At 37.4% G+C, this 24,486-nt stretch carries 23 protein-coding genes, 1 tRNA gene and 1 other annotated feature; all 24 genes read left to right on the top strand.

Annotated features, from left to right (window positions below):
* Nucleotides 1-34: 34 nt before the first annotated feature.
* The 24 genes from ahbA to BN6559_RS03055 all read left to right on the top strand — a co-directional run bounded on the left by ahbA (nt 35) and on the right by BN6559_RS03055 (nt 24,448).
* Nucleotides 35-487 carry a siroheme decarboxylase subunit alpha gene (ahbA, locus tag BN6559_RS03170; RefSeq protein ID WP_110953399.1) on the top strand — a complete coding sequence of 151 codons (453 nt, stop codon included), beginning with the start codon at nt 35-37 and terminating at the stop codon, nt 485-487.
* Nucleotides 488-496: 9 nt separating this feature from the next.
* Nucleotides 497-964 carry a siroheme decarboxylase subunit beta gene (gene ahbB / locus BN6559_RS03165; RefSeq protein WP_199883705.1) on the top strand — a complete coding sequence of 156 codons (468 nt, stop codon included), beginning with the start codon at nt 497-499 and terminating at the stop codon, nt 962-964.
* 231 nt (nt 965-1,195) lie between these two features.
* Nucleotides 1,196-2,458: an L-methionine/branched-chain amino acid transporter gene (gene yjeH, locus BN6559_RS03160; RefSeq protein ID WP_110953398.1), complete on the top strand. Its 1,263-nt coding sequence runs from the start codon at nt 1,196-1,198 to the stop codon at nt 2,456-2,458.
* Between the two features lie 112 nt (nt 2,459-2,570).
* Nucleotides 2,571-3,512: a LysR family transcriptional regulator gene (locus BN6559_RS03155; protein ID WP_110953397.1), complete on the top strand. Its 942-nt coding sequence runs from the start codon at nt 2,571-2,573 to the stop codon at nt 3,510-3,512.
* Nucleotides 3,513-3,918: 406 nt separating this feature from the next.
* A complete protein-coding gene (locus BN6559_RS03150; protein WP_110953396.1) occupies nt 3,919-5,754 on the top strand; it encodes an FAD-binding protein in 1,836 nt (611 codons plus the stop codon).
* 2 nt (nt 5,755-5,756) lie between these two features.
* Complete coding sequence (locus tag BN6559_RS03145) at nt 5,757-6,701, top strand: succinate dehydrogenase/fumarate reductase iron-sulfur subunit (protein WP_110953395.1); 945 nt, start codon at nt 5,757-5,759, stop codon at nt 6,699-6,701.
* Entirely contained in the window at nt 6,701-7,561 is an 861-nt protein-coding gene (locus BN6559_RS03140) for a CoB--CoM heterodisulfide reductase iron-sulfur subunit B family protein (protein ID WP_110953394.1), read from the top strand. The genes BN6559_RS03145 and BN6559_RS03140 overlap by 1 nt, the downstream gene beginning before the upstream one ends.
* A 211-nt stretch (nt 7,562-7,772) precedes the next feature.
* Entirely contained in the window at nt 7,773-8,729 is a 957-nt protein-coding gene (locus BN6559_RS03135) for a polyprenyl synthetase family protein (RefSeq protein ID WP_110953393.1), read from the top strand.
* Between the two features lie 48 nt (nt 8,730-8,777).
* Nucleotides 8,778-8,981 carry a twin-arginine translocase TatA/TatE family subunit gene (tatA, locus tag BN6559_RS03130; RefSeq protein WP_110953392.1) on the top strand — a complete coding sequence of 68 codons (204 nt, stop codon included), beginning with the start codon at nt 8,778-8,780 and terminating at the stop codon, nt 8,979-8,981.
* Between the two features lie 130 nt (nt 8,982-9,111).
* A complete protein-coding gene (tatA, locus tag BN6559_RS03125; RefSeq protein WP_110953391.1) occupies nt 9,112-9,345 on the top strand; it encodes a twin-arginine translocase TatA/TatE family subunit in 234 nt (77 codons plus the stop codon).
* Nucleotides 9,346-9,355: 10 nt separating this feature from the next.
* Nucleotides 9,356-10,117 (top strand): twin-arginine translocase subunit TatC, encoded by a 762-nt coding sequence (gene tatC, locus BN6559_RS03120; RefSeq protein ID WP_110953390.1) that lies wholly within the window; start codon nt 9,356-9,358, stop codon nt 10,115-10,117.
* A 20-nt stretch (nt 10,118-10,137) separates the two neighbouring features.
* The gene (locus BN6559_RS03115) at nt 10,138-11,598 is read left to right on the top strand and encodes a menaquinone biosynthesis decarboxylase (RefSeq protein ID WP_110953389.1); all 1,461 of its coding nucleotides are present in this window, start codon (nt 10,138-10,140) and stop codon (nt 11,596-11,598) included.
* Complete coding sequence (locus BN6559_RS03110; RefSeq protein WP_110953388.1) at nt 11,591-12,439, top strand: UbiA-like polyprenyltransferase; 849 nt, start codon at nt 11,591-11,593, stop codon at nt 12,437-12,439. The genes BN6559_RS03115 and BN6559_RS03110 overlap by 8 nt, the downstream gene beginning before the upstream one ends.
* 47 nt (nt 12,440-12,486) lie before the next feature.
* The gene (gene folD, locus BN6559_RS03105) at nt 12,487-13,362 is read left to right on the top strand and encodes a bifunctional methylenetetrahydrofolate dehydrogenase/methenyltetrahydrofolate cyclohydrolase FolD (protein WP_110953387.1); all 876 of its coding nucleotides are present in this window, start codon (nt 12,487-12,489) and stop codon (nt 13,360-13,362) included.
* Between the two features lie 21 nt (nt 13,363-13,383).
* Entirely contained in the window at nt 13,384-15,051 is a 1,668-nt protein-coding gene (locus tag BN6559_RS03100; RefSeq protein ID WP_110953386.1) for a formate--tetrahydrofolate ligase, read from the top strand.
* Nucleotides 15,052-15,077: 26 nt separating this feature from the next.
* Nucleotides 15,078-15,824, top strand: a complete 747-nt coding sequence (locus BN6559_RS03095; protein ID WP_110953385.1) for a methylenetetrahydrofolate reductase — start codon at nt 15,078-15,080, stop codon at nt 15,822-15,824.
* Nucleotides 15,825-16,180: 356 nt separating this feature from the next.
* Nucleotides 16,181-17,044, top strand: coding sequence for a sulfide/dihydroorotate dehydrogenase-like FAD/NAD-binding protein (locus tag BN6559_RS03090; protein ID WP_110953384.1), 864 nt, complete (start codon nt 16,181-16,183; stop codon nt 17,042-17,044).
* A complete protein-coding gene (gltA, locus tag BN6559_RS03085; RefSeq protein ID WP_110953383.1) occupies nt 17,029-18,432 on the top strand; it encodes an NADPH-dependent glutamate synthase in 1,404 nt (467 codons plus the stop codon). The genes BN6559_RS03090 and gltA overlap by 16 nt, the downstream gene beginning before the upstream one ends.
* A gap of 244 nt (nt 18,433-18,676) precedes the next feature.
* Nucleotides 18,677-19,234: a 3'-5' exonuclease gene (locus BN6559_RS03080; RefSeq protein ID WP_110953382.1), complete on the top strand. Its 558-nt coding sequence runs from the start codon at nt 18,677-18,679 to the stop codon at nt 19,232-19,234.
* A gap of 13 nt (nt 19,235-19,247) precedes the next feature.
* A complete protein-coding gene (locus BN6559_RS03075) occupies nt 19,248-19,727 on the top strand; it encodes a DUF523 domain-containing protein (RefSeq protein WP_110953381.1) in 480 nt (159 codons plus the stop codon).
* Between the two features lie 66 nt (nt 19,728-19,793).
* Nucleotides 19,794-19,876 (top strand) — tRNA-Leu (locus BN6559_RS03070).
* Between the two features lie 79 nt (nt 19,877-19,955).
* Nucleotides 19,956-20,108, top strand: coding sequence for an aminoglycoside phosphotransferase (locus tag BN6559_RS03065; RefSeq protein ID WP_110953380.1), 153 nt, complete (start codon nt 19,956-19,958; stop codon nt 20,106-20,108).
* Between the two features lie 92 nt (nt 20,109-20,200).
* Nucleotides 20,201-20,431: a binding site (T-box leader), on the top strand.
* A gap of 52 nt (nt 20,432-20,483) precedes the next feature.
* Complete coding sequence (locus BN6559_RS03060) at nt 20,484-23,141, top strand: valine--tRNA ligase (protein WP_110953379.1); 2,658 nt, start codon at nt 20,484-20,486, stop codon at nt 23,139-23,141.
* A 14-nt stretch (nt 23,142-23,155) separates the two neighbouring features.
* Nucleotides 23,156-24,448, top strand: coding sequence for a bifunctional folylpolyglutamate synthase/dihydrofolate synthase (locus tag BN6559_RS03055; protein WP_110953378.1), 1,293 nt, complete (start codon nt 23,156-23,158; stop codon nt 24,446-24,448).
* Nucleotides 24,449-24,486: the final 38 nt, after the last annotated feature.

The following is a 24,486-nucleotide window of genomic DNA, read 5'->3' as shown; positions in this document are numbered from 1 at the left end:
TAGGTTGTCGTAAATGAAGAAAAGGAGCGACATAATGTTAACAGATTTTGATAAAGACTTGTTAAATATTCTACAAACAAAACTTCCAATTAGTCAACGACCCTTTGCAGATTTAGCAGAAATTTTAGGAACGGATGAGACAACTGTTATAAATCGTTTAAAGATGCTAAAAGAACAAGGCTATTTGAGAAAGATCGGTCCATTTTTTGATTCAATTAAACTAGGGTATGCTGGAACCTTGATTGCAACGAAAATAACCGAGGGGTATATGGAAAGTGTTGCACTTGCGATTAATCAATATCCTGGCGTGACACATAATTATGAACGTGAGGGCGATTTCAATCTATGGTTTACATTGCTCACGCCCGATTTAGAAACACAGGATAAAATTTTAGCTGAGGTTCGTGCGTTACCTGGTGTTGAAAATTTATTGAATTTGAAGGCTAATCATAAGTATAAAGTTAGCGTTCAGTTTACTTTGAAGTAGGTGAGAGTAGTGGATGCATTAGATAAAAAAATAATTAGAGTAATGCAAGATGAGTTTCCGTTGGTGTCGGAACCTTATAAAGTATTAGCTGATCAAATCGGTATTACCCAAGATGAGTTGATAGAACGTTTAAAAAAATATAAACAAGCAGGTCAAATTCGTAAAATGGGAGCAGTACTTCGGCATCGTGAAGTCGGTTATGCCGCAAATGCTTTATGTGCATGGAGCGTGCCTGAAGAACGTTTAGAAGAAATCGCAACTTTAATGGCAGAGAATTCAGCGGTGTCGCATTGTTATGATCGTAATACCGCTCCAGAATGGCCGTACAATGTATATACAATGATCCATGGACATAGTCGCGAAGAATGTGAAAAAATTGCCGGTGAGATTACGCAGCAAACCAATATAACTGAAAAAGTTATGCTGTATAGTGTGAAAGAATGGAAAAAAACAAGCATGCGGTATTTTTGTGAATGAAATTATTTATATATTAAAGGTAAAACAATATAATACTTATGATTTGAAATACAGAGTCTGTAATTAGCTCTGTATTTTTCTATTTTTCGATAAAATAATGAATATAATTATAAATGTGTATTGAATTTTGTATACAAAAAGCATATAATAACCATACCATAATAATTAAGGGTAATTAAATTAAATTCAAAATAAATTAATGTGATAAGGTTTTGGAATGAGGTTATTTTTATGCAAAAAAGAATTAAAAGCTTAAATGTATATCAGGGGGTTGGAGTTTTAGTATCTACTTTACTTGGATCTAGTATTTTTGTCATTCCGGCAATGGCTGCTGATCTTGCTGGAGAAAAATCTGTTATAGCGTGGTTGCTTACGATTTTATGTGTGATACCAGTTGCGTTTACCTTCAGTAGTTTGGGCGTAAAGTATCCAAATGAAGGTGGCACTGCTTACTTTATAAAGAAGTCATTTGGTGAAAAATTTGGCAAGTTTACCTCTTGGCTTTATTTATCTGCATTACCGATCTGCCCGCCCATTATTGTTATTACAGGGGCAAATTATATAGGGGCAATCTGGGGGGCAGATCAGTGGCAAGTTTTTTTCATTTGTATCGTGATGCTAATTGGTTTGTTTTGTATAAATTTATACGGGTTAGAATTTGCAAGTAAAATGCAGACTTTTATCTCTGTTCTTGTTGTAGGAATTCTAATGACTTTAATTTTCTTGGCGGCTGCAAAAGTAAATCTTATAGCAGGTGTAGCAGTGCATTTGAACTTTAGTGATATTTCTGTATTAAAAACAACGATCTCACTTATTTTTTGGTGCTTTGTTGGAATTGAGGCCGTTGTTCATATCGCGAGTGATTTTAAATCCGTTGAGCGTGATTTCCCAATTACAATATTAATAAGTTTATGTATTGTAGGAAGTATTTGTATTTTATTAAGTCTGATCGTTTTGAAATTCCATACTTATGGAAGTGAAGCATTAAATGCAAATTATATTGTTGCTTTATTTAGTATCTTGATCGGTGAATCTGGAAAGATCTTTGTTGCGATTATGGCATTTTTTACTGCACTTGCAGCAGCGAATCTTTATTTGGTTAGTTTTGCAAAGATGATTTATGCTATGAGTATCACTGGAGATCTAAGTAAAACTTTTCGTACTAAGAATAAAAATGGTATGCCTGTACATGCATTACTTGCTTGTTATGGTCTATCTATTTTAACCATTGTAATGAAATACATTTTAGATATTAATTTAGAACAGTTGATTTTTTATGCCAATAGTGTTTTTATTGCGATTTATTTGCTTGCTTCTATCGCCGGAATTGTATTGCTCAGTGGAGGTAAGCGTTATTTGGCTGTAATCTCTACAATTTTTTGTAGTGTGATTTTCGTATCATTGGGTTGGAAGAGCGTGTATGTAATTGGTGTACCATTATTGTTTTGTGCAATACAATATTTCATGCACCAGAAATATGTGTTGCGAATATAAGGATAAGAAGGTCGGCGCTTGTCTAGCAGTTGTAGTGGAGTTGTTCTCTTGTATTTTTGGTAAGTCTTGTATATAATAGTACGTAATTGTTTTTTTTAGGAGATGCTCTACAATGCTTGATGAACGTGATATTAATTATATTTTAAAAGTTGCCGAGGAAAGAAGTTTTTCTCAGGCTGCGAAAAAGCTCTATGTAACGCAGCCTTCTTTAAGTCAGTGCATAAAAAAAATTGAAGCAGAATTGGGCATCGAATTATTTGATCGACGAACGAATCCATTGACGTTGACGTATGCAGGCGCATTATATATTAATGAAGCTAAACGAATTCAAGACATTAAAAAGGAATTTGTGCAGCAGATTGAAGATATGTCTGAATTAAGAAGAGGTCATTTGGTGATAGGAAGTTCACATTCTCGGACATCGTATTTATTGTCACGTGTCTTGCCTGTTTTTTGTGAACGATTCCCCGGAATTGATATTTCGCTGGTAGAAGGGAATACTGTCGAATTACAAGAGTATGCATTAAGTGGTGCTACCGATTTTTCTTTTGTATATTTGCCTTTATTATATGAAGGGCTGGAATATGTTAAAATTGTTGATGAAGAAATTTTGGTTGCATTACCATCAAAACATCCAATTAGCATAGCCTCGGTAAATTTGCCGCAAACATTACCGTTCCCGCCTATTGAGTTTTCAAAATTAAAAAATGAACCTTTTGTCGTAATGAAAAATCGTAGAAAAATGCGTGAAATATTTTTTGAGCTTTGTAAACGTGCAGATTTTGAACCCAAAATCATATTGGAGTCACATAGTTTAATTTCTGCACAAGCATTGGTTGCTGGAGGTGTTGGTGCAACTTTAGTTACGGATACTTTGGCTTTATATAATAAATTGGAGCATAATCCATATTATTTTTCTTTGGCAGAGTCTGTACCTCCGAGAGTTTTGATAACTGCATATAAAAAAGAAGCGCAGTTATCAAAAGCCGCAGTTGCATTTATTGATTTAACGAAAGAAATTATTCAAACTAGGCCTGCAGTGCCAGAAAAATAAGGAGACGATTTCAGTGGATTTCGTGATCCTTATTTTTTTTATGCAGATAATGGAGTGTTTTTACAATAATGAGAGCTTGTTGCCAATCAAGTATAAATGATATTTATTATAGTATTTTATTATAGTATGTATAAATTTTAAATATAAGAGGTTGCCTTGTATGACTGAATGAATAATGATAGTATGTAGATTGTCTAATCGCATAAATTTTAGTAGAAAGATCGTGTTTTTATGTACTATTTGAAATATATAAAGAATGAATATGCAGAAATTAATTTTTACTAATATTTACAAGGGTAAATGAAAAATAAAATTTGAATATTCGAAAGAGTGAAAACATTATCGGTTCATCTTAAATTTATGTGTTTTGTCAGTGTTTTTATTTAATATTTTGGGGGTGCTATTTATGGCGAAAGAGATATCACGACGTACCTTTATCAAAGCTGGTGTAGCTGTAGGAGCAGCAGTGGCAGCCGGCACGTATTTTGAATGGAAGGGTAATAATATACCTGTGTCCGTGCAAAGTGGTACTGCATTATATGATGTACTTATTATTGGTAGCGGTGGTGCTGGTATGAGAGCAGCATTAGAAGCTGCCAAGGACAAGAAACTTAAAATTGCAGTTATGACAAAATTAGTTCCAACTCGTTCCGCAACGACAATGGCGCAGGGGGGCATGAATGGCTGCACTGGGGTTACGGATTCGGAAGACACGCCTGAAGCACATGCTTTTGATACAGTAAAAGGCGGAGATTATCTATGCGATCAAGATGCGATTGAGTATTTTGCTGAAAATGCTGGAAAAATAATTTATGAAATGGATTACTATGGTTATCCATTTCATCGTCAAGAAGATGGCTCTTTCCACCAACGTAAAATGGGGGGGAGTTCACATGCACGCGCTTCTTACTATGCAGATAAATCCGGATTAGCTACAGTACATACATTATTCGAACAATGTTTAGCGCAAAATATTGAATTTATTTCTGAGTGTCAGATGCTTGAAGTTGTGGTAAAGGATGAAAAATTGAGCGGTGTGATTGCCGTAGATATGCGAAGCGGTAATATGATTTCTGTACCAGCTAAAACTGTTATCATAGCAACTGGCGGTTATGGACGTGCTTATTGGATTCGTACGACCAATCCATATAGTTCAACTGGTGATGGAATTGCTGCATGCCTAAACATCGGTATTCCTTTTAAAGACCCAGAAATGGTACAATTCCATCCAACGGGTCTTGCGATTAATGGGGTTTTATTATCTGAATCAAGCCGTGCCGAAGGCGCTTATTTAGTCAATAAAGACGGTGAACGCTTTATGAAAAAATATGCACCGGCAAAAATGGAGCTTGCAACACGTGATATCGTTGCGCGGGCAATTGAAAGTGAAATCAGTGAAGGCCGTGGGATTGGTGAAGGCTTAAATGCTGCTGTATACATGGACTTTAGACATATATCAAAGGACATTATTAAAGAACGTTTAGGACAAGTTTATGATTTGGCTTTACGTTTTGAAGGTGTCGACATTACGGAAAAACCAGTACCGATTCGCTGTTCTTGTCATTATTCGATGGGTGGTATAGATGTAATTGATTATAAAACCTGTGCGACTAAAGTGCCAGGTGTTTTTGCAGCTGGTGAATGTTCTTGTGTATCTGTACATGGAGCAAATCGTTTGGGTGCAAACTCATTGAGTGAAGTTCTCTTGTTTGGAAAAACTGCAGGCAACGGTGCTTCAGAACATGCGAAAAAAACTGGTTATATTGGCGACAAAGAAACTTTGGATGCTGCGTTGACAAAATGGAACAAAACTTTTGAAGAAGTTACGGCAAGAACTTCGGGAGCAAAAGTTGTAGAGCTTCGTGATAAAATGGCCTCTACGATGTGGTTTAAAGCCGGTGTTTATCGTGAGGAAAATCAGCTGCAAGAAGGCTTAAAAGAGATTGATCTATTAATAAAAGAATATCAAAATTGTTATGTTGGAGACGCTAGCCGTTCTTATAATACTGCATTCATGAATTATGTTGAATTAGGGAATTTATTATTGGTTTCTAAAGCGATTGTTATGGGTGCGATTGCACGTAAAGAAAGCCGTGGTGGGCATTCCCGTAAAGATTTCCCTAAGCGCGATGACAAAAACTTCTTAAAGCATACAATTATTAGCAAAGTTGGCGATACATTCAAAACGGAATATCGTGACGTTGTTATTACGAAATTTAAACCGGCAGAAAGGAAGTATTAAGCATGGCGATTACATTAAAAATTCATCGTATGTTGGATGATAAAAAATGGGTACAAGATTATCAAGTTGAATTGAAAACGGGAATGACAGTTCTAGAAGCATTAAATGAAATAAAGGCGAAACAAGATCCTACCCTTTCCTTTACTGCTTCATGTCGCTCTAGTATCTGCGGCGCATGTGCTGTCAGAGTTAATGGGAATGCCGAGCTTGCTTGTGAGACACTATTAGATAGTTTGGTAAAACGTTATAAAACAGAAACACTTACAATAGAACCATTGGGAAATTTCAAAGTAATTCGAGATTTAATTGTGGATTGGGATCCTAAATTTGATAGAATGAAGCAAATAAAGCCAGCTTTGCATCCAAAAAAAGAATTTAGTCCAGAAAAGGGATGTAAGCAATCCATTTCAGATTTTAAAAAATATGATGAATATGCAAGCTGTATATTATGTGGTGCTTGTGTGTCCGAATGCAATAAAAGTGCAGTAAATGAAAAAGATTTCTTAGATCCTTTTACCTTTGTAAAAGCTGCAAAATTGGTAGAGGATTCTCGAAGTCAGGATCCTAAAGAACATTTGCAGGCTGTAATAGATCATGGTTTGTGGAAATGCATGAATTGCCAAGAATGTACTGCCAAATGTCCAAAGGGTTTAAAACCTGCTGAAGCAATTGAAAAATTGCGTGAAGCAACGTTTAGACTGGGGCTTTCAAGTGGCGTTGGGCCAAATCATGCAAAAGCTCTTTATGATGATATTTATAATACTGGACGATTGGATGAATCTAAACTTTCTATTCAGTCAGAAGGTCTGATTTCCGCTTCACTCCGTGCTCCTTTTGCAATTCGATTGATGAAAACTGGAAAATTAGATCCATTTGAAAAAATTCCAGTGAATCCAGAAATCAATAAAATACGTGACATTCTGAAGAATGCGAAGGAGGAAAAATAATGAAATATGCATTATTTCCAGGCTGTGTATTAGAAGGTGCTGCCAAAGAGTCTTATATGGCATTAAAAAAAGTAGCACCTGCCCTTGATCTTGAATTGGTAGAGATTCCGAATTGGACATGCTGCGGCGCATCACATGCGCAGGGAGTAGATGAATTGGCGCTACTTGCAATTAATGCACGTAACATGGCAATTGCAGAAAGTATGGGATTGCCAATTATGACAGTTTGCAATACTTGTACCTTGCAATTGCTTCAGGCTAAGATGAAATTAGACAGTGATGCAAAGTTAAAAGAAAAAGTAAACCAAATTTTAGCCAAGTCTGGTTATGAATATAAAGGAACATCAGAAGTAACACACTTATTATGGGTACTTGCTTCACATCCAAATCTGCTTGAAGGCAAAATTACGAAGCCTTTAAAAGGTTTAAAAGTTGCGGGTTATTATGGCTGCCATTTACTTCGTCCATATAAAGTAATGAATTATGAAGATGGAAAAAATCCAGAGTCTTTGGAAAAAGTGATTCGGATTTTAGGCGCAGAGCCAGTAGATTTTGATTTTAAATTAAAATGTTGTGGGTTTCACTCCTTCTTTACAGCAGAGAGAGATGTAATGATTGTGACGGGTGAGGCTGTGGATACTGCCGCACAAGCAGGTGCTGATCTTATGGTGACGCCATGTCCACTTTGTCAGATGCAGCTTGATATGTACCAGCCTGAAGGCAGAGATGCCGTGAAATCGAATGCTGAAATTCCAGTTCTTCATCTGCCTCAGTTGATCGGACTTGCAATGGGAATGAGTAAAGAAGATTTAGGAATAAGTCGTCATATTTCAGCGGTAGAAAAAGTTAAGTTAGGTTAATCGAAGTATGTGGACAGATAGAATATCTATCTGTCCATTTTTGTGAAGAGAATAGGTGCGAATCGCTCTTGTCATCCTCGGATATACAAATCGTGTTTTAGACATAATAGACATAGAAGAAATGGTGCACTTTAATTTGCTAAATTACTTATTATGGTGTAGAATATTTAAGAGATTTAGCTTGTAGGTGATAAATTTGTCGAAAAACTCTATGTTTGATATTGTAAAAAAAGATTTAGAAACTTTGGAAGAAGAAATGCTTTCAGTTATATATTCGCCAGTAGAAATCATTACAGAGATTGGAACCCATTTAGTAGAGGCGGGCGGGAAAAGATTACGTCCAGCTCTTTATTTTTTAGCTGTTCGCTGCGAAGAAATAAATGAAAAAAATGCAATGCCATTAGCGGTCGCGATTGAGATGATTCATATGGCTACGTTAGTTCATGATGATGTAATTGATAGTGCTGCAACAAGAAGAGGCATATCAACAGCAAATGCCAAATGGGGAAATCAGTTATCTATACTCAGTGGAGATTATCTGTTTGCTAAGGCTTTTTCTTTGGTGGCTAAAAATGACTATGATGACAGAGTTATGGTTATCTTATCTGATATTATTTGTGATTTAAGTGAAGGGGAAATAATTCAAAATAAAGAGATTTATAAAGCTTCAGAAGATAAGGACGAATATTACGATCGTATAGCCAAGAAGACAGCAAATTTTATTGCCGCTAGTTGTCAGCTTGGTGGAATTGTAGCAGGAATGTGCGAGGATGAAATTGAGTCATTACGTAAATATGGATATGCAATTGGTATGGCATTTCAAATTACGGATGATATTTTGGATCTTACCGCAACATCTGAGCAAATTGGTAAGCCAGCAGGAAATGATATTATGCAAGGCATTGTTACATTGCCTGTAATTCATGCCCTTAATGTAAGTTCTGATGCTGAAGAATTAAAAAGGATTGTTACGACGCGTACAATAGATCAACAGATGCTTAAGCGAGGCTTGGAGATTGTACATGCTACGGATGCAATAGAATACTCTTATGAAAAAGTCAATGAATATTTGGATTATGCACGTAGTGTATTGCCAGATTCGATTCCCGCTGAAATTCGAGAAACTTATGAAACTGTTGCGGATTTTATTGCCATGCGGCAGTTTTGATGATTCTATATCAAAAAAATTTCAATCAGAATTGGAGGAGTTTAGATTATGTTTGGAATTGGTGTACCAGAATTAATTATTATATTAATCATCGGATTGATCGTATTTGGACCAGGAAAACTGCCGGAAGTGGGAAAAGCACTTGGTAATAGTGTAAATGAGTTTAAAAAAGCATTTTCTAGTTCTAAGAGCAATCAAGAGACAAGGCAAGATATAACAAAAAGTGATGCAAATCAATCAGAATCGAAATAACGTATTTGCAAATTGAGAGATTGTCGTTGTTTATTACAAGGGCAATTTCTTATTATATGCATTTATGTTTTTGTATTTTTAGTTTTGTATAGTATAATAAAAATAAATGTAGAAAAATGGAGGAGTTCATATGTTTGGTATTGGAATGCCTGAGTTAGTATTAATTTTAATTATAGGGTTGGTTGTATTTGGACCTGGAAAATTGCCTGAAGTAGGAAAGGCAATAGGAAAGAGTTTAAATGAATTTAAAAAAGCTACTTCAGGGATTACGAGTGGCAGCGAGGCACCACCAGTAAATGTTACAAAAGCAGAAACGAAAGAGGAAGCAGTGAAGAGCGAACCTACGAAACCTGAGGTAAAGTGAGGTTTGATTGATGTCAGAAGAGACAAGCTATGAGGAGTATGTAGGGGAGCGTACTCCCAAGCAGATTGAAGAGGAAACGCAAGGCAACATGTCCTTGCTTAAACATTTAGATGAATTAAGGACGAGAATTATTCGTTGTTTAATTGCGATTGGCATTTGTAGTTTGCTGTGTTATTTCTTCGTAGAAGAGATTGTACATTTTATTACTGCGCCAGCAGGTAAGTTATATTATATGCAGCCAGCAGAAGCATTTTTTACTTTTTTAAAAGTGTCGATATTTGCTGGTTTTTTAATGAGTTTACCGGTTGTTTTATATCATGTATGGGCATTTTTTCTGCCGGCGCTTACACCAAAAGAAAAAGCCGTAGTCGGAACGATTGTTCCTGTATCAGTTGTATTGTTTTTCGCAGGAATTTTATTTTCTTATTACTTGGTTTTACCGGCGGGAATTAAATTCTTTCTGGGATTTGCAAGCAATGATCTGCAGCCTTTGCTTTCTGTAGGTAAATACTTGGATTTTGTCGTAGCATTTTTATTGCCATTTGGTTTTATTTTCGAATTGCCATTAATCATTATGGTTTTAGCGAAAATTGGAATTATAAATTCGGTTTTTTTACGAAAGCAGAGAAGAATGCTTATTTTTCTATCTTTTGTAATTGGTGCTATCATATCGCCGACACCGGACATGTTTTCCCAGACAATGATAGCTGTACCGATTGTTTTGTTATATGAAATTAGTATTATTATTGTTAGATTTATATTGAAAAAGTAGTTGAGAGGAGCTCTTTAGGCGTGGCTTTTAAGGATCTAAGAGAATTTATTGAAGAGTTGGATCATCGTGGTTTGTTGAAGCGTATTTCGACTCCTGTTGATTGTGAATTAGAAATTACAGAGATAACAGATCGTGTGTCTAAAATGACAGGCGATAAAAATGTTGCATTGTTGTTTGAAAATGTAAAGGGATATGATATGCCTGTGTTGATGAATGCTTTCGGCAGTATGGAACGCATGGCGATTGCATTTGGCGTGGAAAAAGTGGATGATATTGCGGATGAAATAAGAGAGATTTTGAAGTTGCCGTATATTTCTTTGCAAAATAAATTAGATTTGATCAGTATCATTCCTACGGCAAAACGCGCAATTAATTTTCCTAAGTATGTGAAAAATGGTCCTTGTAAAGAAGTCATTATTAAAGATAAGCCTTCTTTAGATAATTTTCCTATTTTAAAATGTTGGCCGGATGATGGTGGAAAATTTATTACATTGCCATTGGTCTTTACTAAAAATCCGAAGACTGGCAAACGGAACGTAGGAATGTATCGTCTGCAAAAATATGATGGACAGACAACAGGGATGCATTGGCATATCCATAAAAATGGCGCGGAAAATTTCCGTGAGCATAAAGAGATGGGGAAAGACCGCATCGAAGTTGCTGTCGCTATAGGTACAGATCCGGTATTAACTTATGCTGCAACGGCACCATTGCCACGAGATATAGATGAAATGGTTTTTGCTGGAATGCTTCGCAAAAAATCAGTTGAAATGATCTCTTGTGAAACTGTAGATGTTGAAGTACCGGCACACAGTGAAATTGTATTGGAAGGCTACGTATTGTTGGATGAATTAAGAAGGGAAGGCCCTTTTGGCGATCATACAGGCTATTATTCTTTAGCGGATGATTATCCTGTGTTCCATATCACGTGTATCACGCATCGCAAAGATCCGATTTATCCATCGACGATTGTAGGTAAGCCGCCAATGGAAGATTGTTATATTGCAAAGGCTACGGAACGAATTTTCTTGCCGTTTTTACAAATGCAGATGCCTGAAATTGTAGATATGAATTTGCCGCTTGAGGGCGTATTTCATAATTGTGCAATGATTTCTATAAAAAAATCTTTCCCACAACATGCGAAGAAAGTTATGCATGCTGTATGGGGCATGGGACAAATGATGTTTACAAAGATGATCATCATTGTGGATGAACATGTGGACGTGCAAGATACAAAAGAAGTTTGGTGGCGTGTATTCAATAATATTGATGCAAGGCGTGATATTGTAATGGTGGATGGACCGCTTGATGTACTTGATCATTCATCACCAATGCCGAATTGGGGAACTAAGGTTGGCATTGATGCAACGAAGACTTGGCCGTCAGAAGGGAATCACCGTGAATGGCCGGACGAAATTGTAATGTCAGATGATATGAAGAAACAGGTAGATCTCAAATGGAAGGAACTTGGTCTTGAGTAAGTTAACAGCACATGTTCATAATATGGCATTGCATCATTCCATTTTTGCTTTACCTTTTGCTTATATGGGAGCATTTTTAGCAACGGATGGAATTCCAAGCTGGCATGATTTTGTATGGATTACAATTGCTATGATTGGGGCACGCAGTGCTGCTATGGCATTAAATAATTTTATAGATTTAAAGTATGACAAACTTCATCCTAGATTTACAAAGCGTCCTATGGTAACTGGAGAAGTAAAACCATGGGAAGCAATTGCTTTGATTGTAGTTAGCTTTATTGTATTTTTGGTCGCAACATTACATTTAGCACCGATTTGTGTTAAAGTCGCACCTATTGCGGTTTTGCCGTTTGTTATTTATCCATATACAAAACGGTTTACGTATTGCTGCCATTTGGTGCTTGGATTAGCATTGTCAATGGCGCCTTTAGGGGGCTGGGTTGCAGTCAAGGGTGAAGTGTCTTTACCTATCTTGTTTTTAGGTATTGCAGTTGGCATCTGGATTGCTGGCTTTGATGTAATTTATGGTTGTCAGGATGTAGAGTTTGACAAGCAGCATGGATTAAATTCTATGGCGACGAAATTTACGGTAGAGGGAGCACTGCGAATTGCAAAGGGGATGCATCTAATTAGTATTATTTGCTTTGTGATGGTCGGTGTTCTTTTGCAGTTGAAATTTGTTTATTATATTGGCGTTATGATTGCAATGTTAACGCTTTTTTATCAGCATTCAATTGTAAGTGCAAAAGACTTGTCAAGAGTAACACAAGTTTATTTCATGCGTAATGGAATTGTGGGAATTGCCATTTTTTTATTTACCTTTGTAAGTCTCGTTCTATAATACTACAATCATGTAGTGATATCATTTATATAAAAGCGAGGTAAACTATGACAGCGAAGATATTAGAGGGCAAAGTGTTTGCTGCAGAAATAAAAGAAACTGTAAAGAAAGATGTTGCAAAACTGCAAAATGAATTCGGTCTAATACCGGGGTTAGCGGTAGTTATTGTTGGAGAAAATCCAGCATCTAAAGTCTATGTTTCGAATAAGCATCGTTCTTGTGGTGAAGTGGGAATTTATTCGGAAGTGATTGAAATGCCGGTGAATAGCACCAAAACACAGTTGTTGGAGAAAATAGATCAACTGAATAAAAGTGATAAAATTCATGGGATTTTAGTGCAATTGCCGCTTCCTGAACATATGCATGCTGACGAAGCAGAAATTCTAAACGCAATTGATCCTGATAAGGATGTAGATGGTTTTCATCCTGTTAATGTTGGGAAGTTAGCAACTGGGCAAGAGCATCTTGTACCTTGTACTCCTTTTGGCTGTATTAAGATGTTGGAGTTGGCTGGTATTGATCTGGAAGGAAAACATGCTGTAATTATTGGTCGGAGCAATATTGTTGGGAAGCCGATGCTTCATCTATTGTTAGCACGTAATGCTACAGTTACAGTGTGCCATTCTCGCACTAAAAATTTGTCTACTATTACGAAACAGGCAGATGTTTTGATTGTGGCAATTGGTAAGCCTAATTTTGTAACGGCTGATATGGTAAAGCCCAATGCAGTTGTAATTGACGTAGGAATTAATCGAATTGCTCCGAAAAAATTGACCGGGGATGTTGACTTTGAAACTGTAAAAGAAGTTGCCGGTTATCTTACACCGGTTCCTGGTGGCGTTGGATTGCTTACCATTGCGATGCTTATGCATAATACTGTAAAGGCTGCACGTATTCAAATCACCAAACGATGCATTATTTGATAGAGGAGGTTCAGATTCGCGATGAAAAGTGATGTAGAAATTGCACAAGAAGCAGTTATTCAACCAATCGTAGAAATTGCAGAACAACTTGACATTCCAGAGGAAGAGTTGGAATTGTATGGTCGTTATAAAACCAAAGTTTCTTTGCATACTTGGGAGAGAATTAAAAATAATAAAAATGGTAAATTGATTTTAGTAAGTGCGATTAATCCCACTTCTGCTGGAGAAGGAAAAACTACGACAAGTGTCGGGTTAGGGGATGCACTTCGTAAAATTGGTAAAAAATCTATTGTTACATTACGAGAACCTTCGCTTGGACCTTGTTTTGGAATGAAAGGTGGTGCAGCGGGCGGCGGTTATGCGCAGGTTGTTCCAATGGAAGATATCAATCTTCATTTTACCGGGGATTTCCATGCAATTACGTCTGCACATAATTTACTCGCAGCTGTCATAGACAATCATCTTCAGCAGGGAAATGCATTGCAGATTGACAGTCGCCGCATCACTTGGCGCCGTGTTGTTGATTTAAATGATCGTGCATTGCGTAATATTGTATGCGGTATGGGCGGAAAGGCACATGGAATTCCTCGCGAGACAGGATTTGATATTACGGTAGCATCAGAAATGATGGCAATTCTTTGCTTGGCAAAAGATTTGGATGATATGAAGGAACGAATTGGCAAAATTATTGTTGCTTATACATATGATGGAAAGCCTGTTCGAGCACAAGCATTAAATGTAACTGGTGCATTGACCTTATTATTTAAAGATGCAATTAAGCCAAATCTAGTGCAGACTTTAGAGGGAACTCCAGCATTTGTACATGGCGGACCTTTTGCGAATATTGCACATGGATGCAACAGTATTATGGCTACAAAATTTGCGTTGAAATTAGCGGATGTAGTAGTTACAGAAGCTGGCTTTGGCGCTGATCTCGGTGCTGAAAAATTTTTGGATATAAAATGTAGATTTGCTGGTATAAAACCAGATGCCGTAGTGCTCGTAGCAACTGTTCGTGCTTTAAAAATGCACGGTGGTATGGCAAAGAATGATCTTGCAAATGTGAATATGCAAGCCTTAGAAGATGGACTTACAAATTTAACAAAACATATTGAGAATATGCAAAAATTTGGTTTGCCAACGGTGGTAGCAATTAATGCATTTCCAACGGATACGGAAGAAGAACTGACTTTTGTTGAAAAGAGTTGCAATGCGATGGGCGTTGAAGTTGCAATTTCAGAAGTATGGGCAAAAGGCGGGAATGGCGGTATTGATTTGGCGAAGAAAGCAATTGCCGCTGCTGAAAAAGAAAATAATTTTAAATTTTTATATGATATACAGGCAACCATTGAAGAAAAAATTGCTGCGATAGCCCGGGAAATATATGGAGCGGATGGTGTTAACTATACGCCGACAGCAAAGAAAATGATCAAAGAATTAACCGAATTTGGTTTAACCGATATGCCGGTTTGTATGGCAAAAACGCAATATTCGTTTACGGATGATCAGACAAAGATTGGTCGTCCAACGAACTTTAAAATCACGGTGCGTGAAATTAAAATAGCTGCTGGAGCCGGGTTTATCATTGCAATGACCGGTAATATATTGACCATGCCGGGGCTGCCTAAAGTACCAGCTGCTGAGCGAATGGACATTACCAATGATGGGAAAATTACAGGATTGTTTTAATTCTTGTTTAGATGTGGGGGTTAAAAATGGCTAGAGTTTCTGTTGAATTAGTGCCACGGGATGAACAAGCGATACATGAGGAATTAATGTTGTTGAAAGATAATTTTGACTGCATTGATGTCATTAATGTACCAGAACTGCTACGATATGATATTCGAAGCTGGGAAGGTGCAAAAATTGCAAAAAAATTCTATCATAGTGCGATGCCTCATATCAGAGCGATTGATATTGATTTGGATAAACCTTTGCCAATGGCAGATTTTTTGCTCGAAAATAATATGCAGGAAGTTCTTGTTGTTACAGGTGATCCACCGCAGGATATGGGACGCAAAATATATCCCACAGTAAGTACGGACGTAATTCGCAAATTTCGTGATGAATTGCCGCATATCAAGATTTATGCTGGGATTGATCAATATCGAAGCAGTTTACGCCAAGAAGAATACAATATAAAACGAAAAGTGCAGGCCGGCGCTTCGGGATTTTTTACGCAACCTTTTTTTGATCTGCGCTATATGGAAATTTATGCGGAAATGCTTGAAGGAAAAGAAGTATATTGGGGTGTATCACCAGTGATGTCTGAGCGGTCAGTGAATTATTGGGAAACAAAGAATAATGTAATTTTCCCAAAAGATTTTAAACCGACTTTGGAATGGAATATTGCGTTCGCGCAAAGTGCGATGCAGTTTGTTAAGAAGAATCAAACAAATATTTATTTTATGCCAATAAAAACGAATCTATTGCCGTATTTAAAGGGTGCATTTAGTAAATAATATCAAAAATAAAACGCAATTGGATGATGCAGTCCATTTGCGTTTTATTTATACAAAGTACTTTATATTTTAAGTCAATGAAATAAAATTTATTTATCCTATTGTGAAACTTAGTACATTCTATGATATAATTTATTTGTTTAAACTTGAATGTTATTCAAGTTCAAACAAATCGGCAGCCTATCTTCGTACTCGTTTATAAGTGGAATGATTTTGTTATTTTCTAAATGTTCGGCATAAATAGTTTATTTTGCTAACAGAGTGGGGAAAAGATTTTCCACGGATAATTTACTGAAAGTACAGAGAGCTTAATTTCAATCTATGTAAAGTTTATATTTCTTTAGGAGCGTGAACAAATGTATAAAATTCTTAAGAAAAAAGAATTGTCGCAGGGTGTATTACTTTTTGAATTAGAAGCAGCACGCATTGCGAAAAAAGCTGAGCCAGGTCAATTTGTTATTGTGCGCACGGATGAAGAAGGGGAAAGGGTACCTCTAACGATTGCAGACTTTGATCGTGAAAAAGGTACGATTACCATTATATTTCAAGAGGTTGGTGCTTCCACAAAACAACTTGGAAGTTTTGCCGAAGGGGATTGTATTTTAGATTTAGTTGGACCATTAGGAAAGAAAACGCATATAGAGAAAATGGGAAATATAGTTTGTATTGGCGGGGGCATTGGTGTGGCACCGATTTATCCGATTGCCCGCGGTATGAAACAAGCTGGAAATCATGTGATTTCAATTATGGGAGCGAGAAATGAAGAACTGCTGATTCTTGAAGAGGAAATGAATGCAGTAAGTGATGAAGTATATATTACGACAGATGATGGATCGAGAGGACATAAAGGGTTTGTAACCGATCAATTAAAAATGCTCATTGATTCTGGAATGGAGATAAGTACGGTTATTGCAATTGGCCCGGTTGTGATGATGCGTAGTGTTGCTGAAACAACGCGCTCTTACGGAATTAAGACCGTTGTGAGTCTAAATCCGATTATGGTCGATGGTACAGGCATGTGTGGTGGATGTCGGGTTCAAGTTGGTGATGAGAGTAAATTTGCTTGTGTTGACGGGCCGGAGTTTGATGCACATAAAGTAGATTTTGCTGGACTTATGGCGCGCCAACGTATGTATAAAAGACAGGAAGCAGAACATATCTGCCATTGTGAAAGCCAAGGAAAAGAACAAGGAGGTGACTGTCAATGTCACTCTCATTAAAAAAGCATGCAATGCCGGAACAAGATCCGAAAATACGAGCAAAAAATTTTGACGAAGTTACCTTAGGATATAGTGCTGAAACTGCAATTGAAGAAGCGAAACGTTGTCTGACTTGTAAAAAACCGCTTTGTCGGCAGGGATGCCCTGTACAAATTGATATTCCGGCATTTATCAGCCATATCAAAGAAGGTAAGTTTGAGGATGCTTTGGCTGAAATAAAAAGTGTAAATAGCTTACCGGCAGTATGTGGAAGAGTTTGTCCACAGGAAGAACAGTGTGAAAAACACTGTATTCTTACAAAACGTGGTGAATCTGTAGCAATTGGGCGATTAGAGCGTTTTGTTGCGGATTTTTGTATGAATAATGGGGAAGAAATTGAACCAATTGTATATGCAGCAGATGCACAGCAAGTAGCGATTATTGGCTCTGGTCCAGCAGGGCTTGCAGCAGCTGGGGATTTAGCTAAAATGGGGTATAAAGTCACTATTTTTGAAGCACTGCACACAGCGGGAGGTGTTTTATCTTACGGCATTCCCGAATTTAGGCTACCTAAAGATAAAATTGTAAAAACGGAGATTGACCATTTGCGCAAAATGGGTGTGAAAATTGAAGTAAATGCAGTAGCAGGGAAATTATTTACCGTGGATGAATTGATGGAGGAAGAAGGGTTTTCTGCTGTATTTATTGCAACAGGCGCTGGCCTTCCACATTTTATTGGAATACCTGGGGAAAATTTAAATGGTGTTTATGCTGCGAATGAATTTTTAACGCGTTGTAATTTAATGAAGGCTTATAAATTTCCTGAAAATGCTACGCCTATTCATGTTGGCAAACAAGTTGCCGTTGTAGGTGGAGGCAATGTAGCGATGGATGCAGCACGCACAGCGCTTCGTCTTGGCGCGGAGCATGTATATATCGTATATCGTCGCAGTGAGGCTGAATTGCCAGCGCGCTTGGAAGAGGTACATCATGCAAAAGAGGAAGGGATTGATTTTAAATTATTAAACAATCCGATTGCTGTTATAGGTGATGAACAAGGCTGGGTGAAGGGGCTACAATGTGTTCGCATGGAACTTGGTGAACCCGATGCATCTGGGCGTCGTCGGCCTATCGAAATTGAAGGTTCAGAATTTGAACTTTCTGTAGATACTGTTATTGTGGCGATTGGGCAAGGTCCGAATCCTTTGGTTCAGTCCACGACGCCTGGTCTTGAAACAACGCAGCGAGGTAATATAATTGCGGATGAAGAGACTTGTGAAACAAGTAAGACCGGTGTTTTTGCCGGAGGCGATATTGTGACGGGGGCGGCGACTGTTATTTTGGCTATGGGGGCAGGCAAGAAGGCCGCTGTTGCGATTGATCAGTATTTGAAAGCAAAGCGAGTGTAGACAACCTATCTTCGTACTCGTTTATAAGTGGTGTTTTATTATTTTCTAAGTTATTGGCTTAACTATAGTATTTGTCTACAGTCTAGGGTGTTGCATTTTTGATGCAACACCCATTTTTGGTTTTTTTAAAACTTTTTGTTCGTGGGGAGAGTGTGTTCGTAATTTCTTGTTGCGTCGATGCTAGGCTTGCGTTAAAATAATTTAAGGGATTTTTTGTAATAGATGAAGAAAGGTAATTGTATATATGAATTTTGTAGCAATAGATTTTGAGACAGCCAATTATAAGAGAAATAGTGCCTGCAGCGTGGCTGTAGTTGAAGTAAAGGACGGAAAAATATTTGATTCTTATTATGCATTGATTAAACCGCCTAATTTAGAATTTGAGTATACCAATATTCAAATTCATGGTATTACGCCCAATGATGTCAGAGACAAACCTAATTTTGCTCAAATTTGGCGAGATTTAAAGCCTTGTCTGCAAAATAAAATCGTTGTTGCGCATAATGCGAGCTTTGATATGAGTGTATTAAAAAGCTGTATTCAAGAGTATCATTTGGAACCGCCTAAATTTCATCATTTTTGTACCGTGCATATCGCAAAAAAAGTTTGGCCGGAACTTGAAAATCATAAATTAGGGACATTAGGACAATATTTTCATATTGATTTTCACCATCATAATGCGTTAGATGATGCGAGAACTTGTGCTGCTGTTGCTTTGTTGGCTGGAGAAAAATTAAACTCTGCGAATTTTGCAGAGCTAGCGATGAAAATAAATTTGTCAGCGAAAAGCTTTAAATTATAAATGAGGTGTTGCAATGATTTTGATTAGTGCATGTCTGTTAGGGCATCACACAAAATATAATGGTGAAGCAAACAGTCACGCATTGTTGATGCAATATAATGCTTTGGGGAAATTCGTCGCAATTTGTCCGGAATGTCTTGGCAAGCTGCCTATTCCGCATCCACCAGCAGAAATTGTAGGGGGAAATGGGCAAGATGTTCTGTTACAAAAGGCGAGAGTTGTAAATAAAATAAATACGGATGTTACAATAAATTTTATTCGTGGTGCGGAAAAAGTATTAAAAATAGCTGAGCAATATGGAATTAAAACAGCAATTTTAAAAGAACGCAGTCCTTCCTGCGGTGTTGAACAAATCTATGATGGAACTTTTCGTGGCGGAAAAATAGCCGGACAGGGTGTAACAACTGCATTACTTAGGAAGCATGGTTTTCGCGTGTATTCAGAGGAAGAAATTACGAAAGAATTATTGGTACAATTGCTAAAAGAGGCTTAAAAAACTTGACACCATATTACGACTATGATAATATATAAAAGTCAACTGACGGTATTGCTGTCACATGCGGGTGTGGCGGAATTGGCAGACGCACCAGACTTAGGATCTGGCGGGTAACCGTGGGGGTTCAAGTCCCTTCACCCGCACCATTTGAATTTGATGACCTCTGTGTTTTTCACAGAGGTTTTTTGTATACAAATATAATTTATAGGTAAGGGAGAGTTTAGTATGCATGCATCAAAAGAAATCCATGCAGAAACCAGAAAAAAAATACAAGAGAGGATTAAATTATTACGAGAACAATTGGAAAAAGATCATAATGATTTGGAATTTGAAACGCATTTACATATGATTCGAGATTTAGAAAGACTGTTAAAATAGTTGTTATACATGGTTGCATAGTGCAATATCATTTGAATTTTTAAGACCACTATTGACAAGTAGGTATAAAAAGCTGTATATTATTTGATAAGTAAAAGACGATGAAGAGAAGAGTATGTTGGTATTTCACTGGATAGAGAGGAAACTATTAGCTGAAAAGTTTCTCTGTGGATCTAACGGAAGGTAGACTCGGAGTTATTATGCTGAATTTTCAGTAAGCATAGTCGCAAGTGCTGCGTTATGGCAATTGAGTTTTGTAAGTTCGGATAACTTGCAAAAGAAGTTAAGGTGGTACCACGAAAGTTTGCTCTTTCGTCCTTGTTGGGCGGGGGAGTTTTTTATTTTGCAATAAATTTGGGAGGTTTTGTTTGAAAAATGGAAGACAAAAATATTCCGACTGTGTATGACCCACAGTCATTTGAAAAAAAATGGTATGCGTTTTGGGAAGAAAATAAACTGTTTCATGAAGAAGTAGATTATGATAAAAGACCGTTTAGTATAGTTATACCGCCACCAAATGTGACAGGACAATTACATATGGGGCATGCACTTGATAATACATTGCAAGATATTCAGATTCGCTGGCGCAGGATGCAAGGATATAATACTTTATGGATGCCTGGTACTGATCATGCGGGAATCGCTACACAAATTAAAGTAGAAGAAATGTTAGCTAAAGAAAAAGGGATATCACGTTATGATTTAGGGCGTGAGCAATTTATTGAAAAAGTTTGGGAATGGAAGCATCAATATGGAAGTAGAATTACGAAACAGTTGAGAAGTTTAGGCGCTTCATGTGATTGGGAGCGTGAACGGTTTACCTTAGATGAAGGTTGTTCAAAAGCGGTGCGTGAAGTTTTTGTGAGTCTTTATGAAAAAGGTTTAATTTATCAGGGGCATCGTATTACGAATTGGTGTCCTCGCTGCAATACAGCATTAAGTGATATTGAAGTGGAACATGAAGATGGCGAGGGGCATTTATATCATCTGCGTTACCAGATTGAAGGTACAGAGGAGTATATCCAAATCGCGACCACTCGTCCTGAAACAATGCTCGGTGATACGGGGGTTGCTGTACATCCCGATGATGTACGTTATACGCATTTAGTTGGTAAGAATTTGATTTTACCAATTGTGAATAGAAAAATACCGGTATTTGCGGATTCATATGTCGATCCAAGTTTTGGTACAGGAGCGGTAAAAGTAACACCTGCTCATGATCCCAATGATTTTGAAATGGGACAGCGGCATAATTTAGAACAGATTATCGTATTAAATACGGATGCAACGATGGCAGATAACACAGGAAAATATAAAGGGATGGATCGTTATGTATGCCGTAAGCAGATTATTGCGGATCTAAAAGATCTTGGAAATTTAGTTAAAATTGAAGCACATGCGCATGCTGTTGGACATTGTCACCGCTGTAATACGGTCATTGAGCCTATGGTGTCTAAACAATGGTTTGTAAAAATGGAATCACTTGCGAAACCTGCTATGGAGGCAGTGCAATCTGGAAAAATTCAGTTTGTTCCAGAGCGTTTTACAAAAATTTATATGAATTGGCTTGAAGGTATTCGTGATTGGTGCATCTCTAGACAACTTTGGTGGGGGCATCGTATTCCTGCATGGTATTGTGAGGACTGTGGAGAAACTGTAGTTTCTCGAGAAGATGTACATGCTTGTCCAAAATGCGGAAAAATCATGCGACAAGATGAAGATGTTCTTGATACTTGGTTTAGTTCAGGATTATGGCCTTTTTCGACAATGGGGTGGCCGGAAGAAACAGAGGAATTTAAGCAGTTTTATCCAACGAGCGTTTTAGTAACGGGCTATGATATTATATTCTTCTGGGTCGCTAGAATGATTATGATGGGATTAGAATTTGGCAAGGATATACCGTTTAAACATGTATTTATTCATGGGTTAGTTCGCGATTCTCAAGGACGGAAGATGAGCAAATCTCTGGGAAATGGAATTGATCCATTAGAGGTTATTGAGAAATATGGTGCAGATACGTTGCGCTTCATGCTGATTACTGGCAATACACCAGGGAATGATATGCGTTTTTATTGGGAGCGTGTAGAATCTACGAGAAACTTTGCGAATAAATTATGGAATGCTTCAAGATTTGTATTGATGAATTTAGAAGGGTTTGATCGAACTTTTAAACCAAGTCAGGCAGATTATACGCTTGCTGATCAATGGATTCTCAGTCGTTATAGCAAAACTGTGGAGGAAGTAACCAATAATTTAGAGAAATTTGAGCTTGGTGAAGCTGGACGAGCGCTGTATGAGTTTATTTGGAATGAGTTTTGTGATTGGTATATTGAAATGGTGAAAGCCCGGCTATATAATAAAGATGCGGTCGCTAAGCGGAAAACAGCGCAGTATGTTCTTTGTTATGTCTTGGAAAATACATTAAAATTATTGCATCCATTTATGCCTTATATTACAGAGGAAATTTGGCAGCATATTCCACATGAAGGAAAAAGTATTATGGTTGCAGCTTGGCCTACTGCGCTGCAGGATATTACATTGAGAGCAGAAGTGGAACAAGAGATGTCTACAATCATGGAAATTATCAAGGCGGTTCGTAATATGCGCGCGGAAGTGAATGTTGCGCCTGGTAAGAAAAGTGAAGTTGTTCTTCATTTTGCATCGAAAGAGCTGCAAGACATTGTAGAAACCAATGCCGAGTATTTAAGGGTATTGGCAGCAGCGGAGCCAGTTCGTATCCTTGAAAAAGAAGTAGAAAAGCCGGATAATGCGATGGCTGCTGTGGTAGATGGTGTGGAAATTTACTTGCCGTTAAAAGGTTTAATTGACGTAGAAAAAGAAACAGCACGGTTGAATAAGGAATTAACAGTTCTGGAAAAAGAATTAGCGCGCGTAAGTGGAAAGTTAGCGAATGCAGGTTTTGTTGCGAAAGCACCAAAAGAGGTTATTGAAAAAGAGAAAGAAAAACAAAAAAGTTTTGAAGATAAGCGTACTGCGATTAATGAACGACTAGCATATTTGGCTAGTTTATAAAAGGAATTGATAAAATGAATTATCAAGAATCATTAACGTATTTAGATGGACTAAACAAATTCGGAATTAATTTAGGATTGAAACGCATCACTCAATTACTCGTGCTTATGGGAAATCCACAAAATAAATATAAAACAATTCATGTGACTGGAACGAATGGTAAAGGTTCTACAACGGCCATGTTAACGGCCATTTTGAATAATGCAAAAATTAAAACTGGCATGTATATTTCACCGCATCTGGTATCTTATACCGAACGGATGCAAGTGAATGGAAAAAACATTTCAGAAGAGGATTTTGCAGAAAGTATTGCATATGTCAGTACATTTGTAGATAGGATTCTTGCAGAAGGTGGTGAGAGCCCGACACAGTTTGAGGTCATTACTGCCGCAGCGTTTTATTATTTTTCGAAGATGGAAGTTGAATATGCGGTGATTGAGGTTGGCTTGGGTGGCCTGCTTGATTCTACAAATGTGATTAAACCAGAGGTTTCTGTTATTACCAATGTGACGTTTGAACATGCGGATCGTTGTGGAGGAACCTTAGCCGGAATCGCTGAACATAAGGCAGGCATTATTAAGGAAGGCGTCCCGGTTATTACGGCAGCGAAAGGTGAGGCTTTAGATATCATCCGAAAAGTTGCTGAACAGAAAAGTGCTGATATGTTTATTGCCGGTGAAGATTTTGAAAGTTTTTTTAAAGCGTTTGACGGACATAAGCAAGAAATCACTTTTTCGGCTGATTTGATGGGTGTGGCGATGGTCTATGTTTTAAATTTATTAGGTCAGCATCAAGTTGAAAATAGTGCTGTCGCAATTATGACGGCACTTGTATTAGCAAATAGTGAAAAACGAATTACGAGCGAAGCGATTCATAATGCTTTGCTTACCGTTAGCTGGCCCGGTCGGTTTGAAGTACTTTCACAAGAGGATCATCTGATTCTTGTTGATGGAGCGCATAATATTGCGGGCGCGCAGAGTTTGCGGATCAATTTGGATACTTATTTTTCTGATAAAGAAATCGTTTTTTTATTAGGGGTTTTAAAAGATAAAGATATTGATGGAATTTTAAAAGCACTTGTGAAAGCCGACGATAGTGTAGTTGTAACAGAGCCATTATCTGAGCGTGCAGCGGAACCTGCCTATATTGCAAATAAAATTATTGCAAAACAAGTAGAAGTTGCAAGTTCCATTGAAGATGGTTTGAGAAAAGCAAGTGAATTGGCAGCAGGACCTGACAAAATTTTATGTATTGCAGGATCGTTATATTTGATTGGTGCAGTGAGATCTTTATTGGTCAAGGCATAAAGTCAGAAATCAGTAAACTGTGGTTTAAGTTTACTGAT

The organism is Massilibacillus massiliensis (genome assembly GCF_900086705.1).
Lineage (GTDB): Bacteria > Bacillota > Negativicutes > FLKF01 > FLKF01 > Massilibacillus > Massilibacillus massiliensis.
This window is presented reverse-complemented; position numbering and strand designations above follow the sequence as displayed.

Excerpts from the sequence above, each read along its gene's own strand:
- ahbA (WP_110953399.1), top strand. The coding sequence starts at position 35 with ATGTTAACAGATTTTGATAAAGACTTGTTAAATATTCTACAAACAAAA.
- yjeH (WP_110953398.1), top strand. The coding sequence starts at position 1,196 with ATGCAAAAAAGAATTAAAAGCTTAAATGTATATCAGGGGGTTGGAGTT.
- BN6559_RS03155 (WP_110953397.1), top strand. The coding sequence starts at position 2,571 with ATGCTTGATGAACGTGATATTAATTATATTTTAAAAGTTGCCGAGGAA.
- BN6559_RS03150 (WP_110953396.1), top strand. The coding sequence starts at position 3,919 with ATGGCGAAAGAGATATCACGACGTACCTTTATCAAAGCTGGTGTAGCT.
- BN6559_RS03145 (WP_110953395.1), top strand. The coding sequence starts at position 5,757 with ATGGCGATTACATTAAAAATTCATCGTATGTTGGATGATAAAAAATGG.
- BN6559_RS03140 (WP_110953394.1), top strand. The coding sequence starts at position 6,701 with ATGAAATATGCATTATTTCCAGGCTGTGTATTAGAAGGTGCTGCCAAA.
- BN6559_RS03135 (WP_110953393.1), top strand. The coding sequence starts at position 7,773 with ATGTTTGATATTGTAAAAAAAGATTTAGAAACTTTGGAAGAAGAAATG.
- tatA (WP_110953392.1), top strand. The coding sequence starts at position 8,778 with ATGTTTGGAATTGGTGTACCAGAATTAATTATTATATTAATCATCGGA.
- tatA (WP_110953391.1), top strand. The coding sequence starts at position 9,112 with ATGTTTGGTATTGGAATGCCTGAGTTAGTATTAATTTTAATTATAGGG.
- tatC (WP_110953390.1), top strand. The coding sequence starts at position 9,356 with ATGTCAGAAGAGACAAGCTATGAGGAGTATGTAGGGGAGCGTACTCCC.
- folD (WP_110953387.1), top strand. The coding sequence starts at position 12,487 with ATGACAGCGAAGATATTAGAGGGCAAAGTGTTTGCTGCAGAAATAAAA.
- BN6559_RS03100 (WP_110953386.1), top strand. The coding sequence starts at position 13,384 with ATGAAAAGTGATGTAGAAATTGCACAAGAAGCAGTTATTCAACCAATC.
- BN6559_RS03095 (WP_110953385.1), top strand. The coding sequence starts at position 15,078 with ATGGCTAGAGTTTCTGTTGAATTAGTGCCACGGGATGAACAAGCGATA.
- BN6559_RS03090 (WP_110953384.1), top strand. The coding sequence starts at position 16,181 with ATGTATAAAATTCTTAAGAAAAAAGAATTGTCGCAGGGTGTATTACTT.
- gltA (WP_110953383.1), top strand. The coding sequence starts at position 17,029 with ATGTCACTCTCATTAAAAAAGCATGCAATGCCGGAACAAGATCCGAAA.
- BN6559_RS03080 (WP_110953382.1), top strand. The coding sequence starts at position 18,677 with ATGAATTTTGTAGCAATAGATTTTGAGACAGCCAATTATAAGAGAAAT.
- BN6559_RS03075 (WP_110953381.1), top strand. The coding sequence starts at position 19,248 with ATGATTTTGATTAGTGCATGTCTGTTAGGGCATCACACAAAATATAAT.
- BN6559_RS03065 (WP_110953380.1), top strand. The coding sequence starts at position 19,956 with ATGCATGCATCAAAAGAAATCCATGCAGAAACCAGAAAAAAAATACAA.
- BN6559_RS03060 (WP_110953379.1), top strand. The coding sequence starts at position 20,484 with ATGGAAGACAAAAATATTCCGACTGTGTATGACCCACAGTCATTTGAA.
- BN6559_RS03055 (WP_110953378.1), top strand. The coding sequence starts at position 23,156 with ATGAATTATCAAGAATCATTAACGTATTTAGATGGACTAAACAAATTC.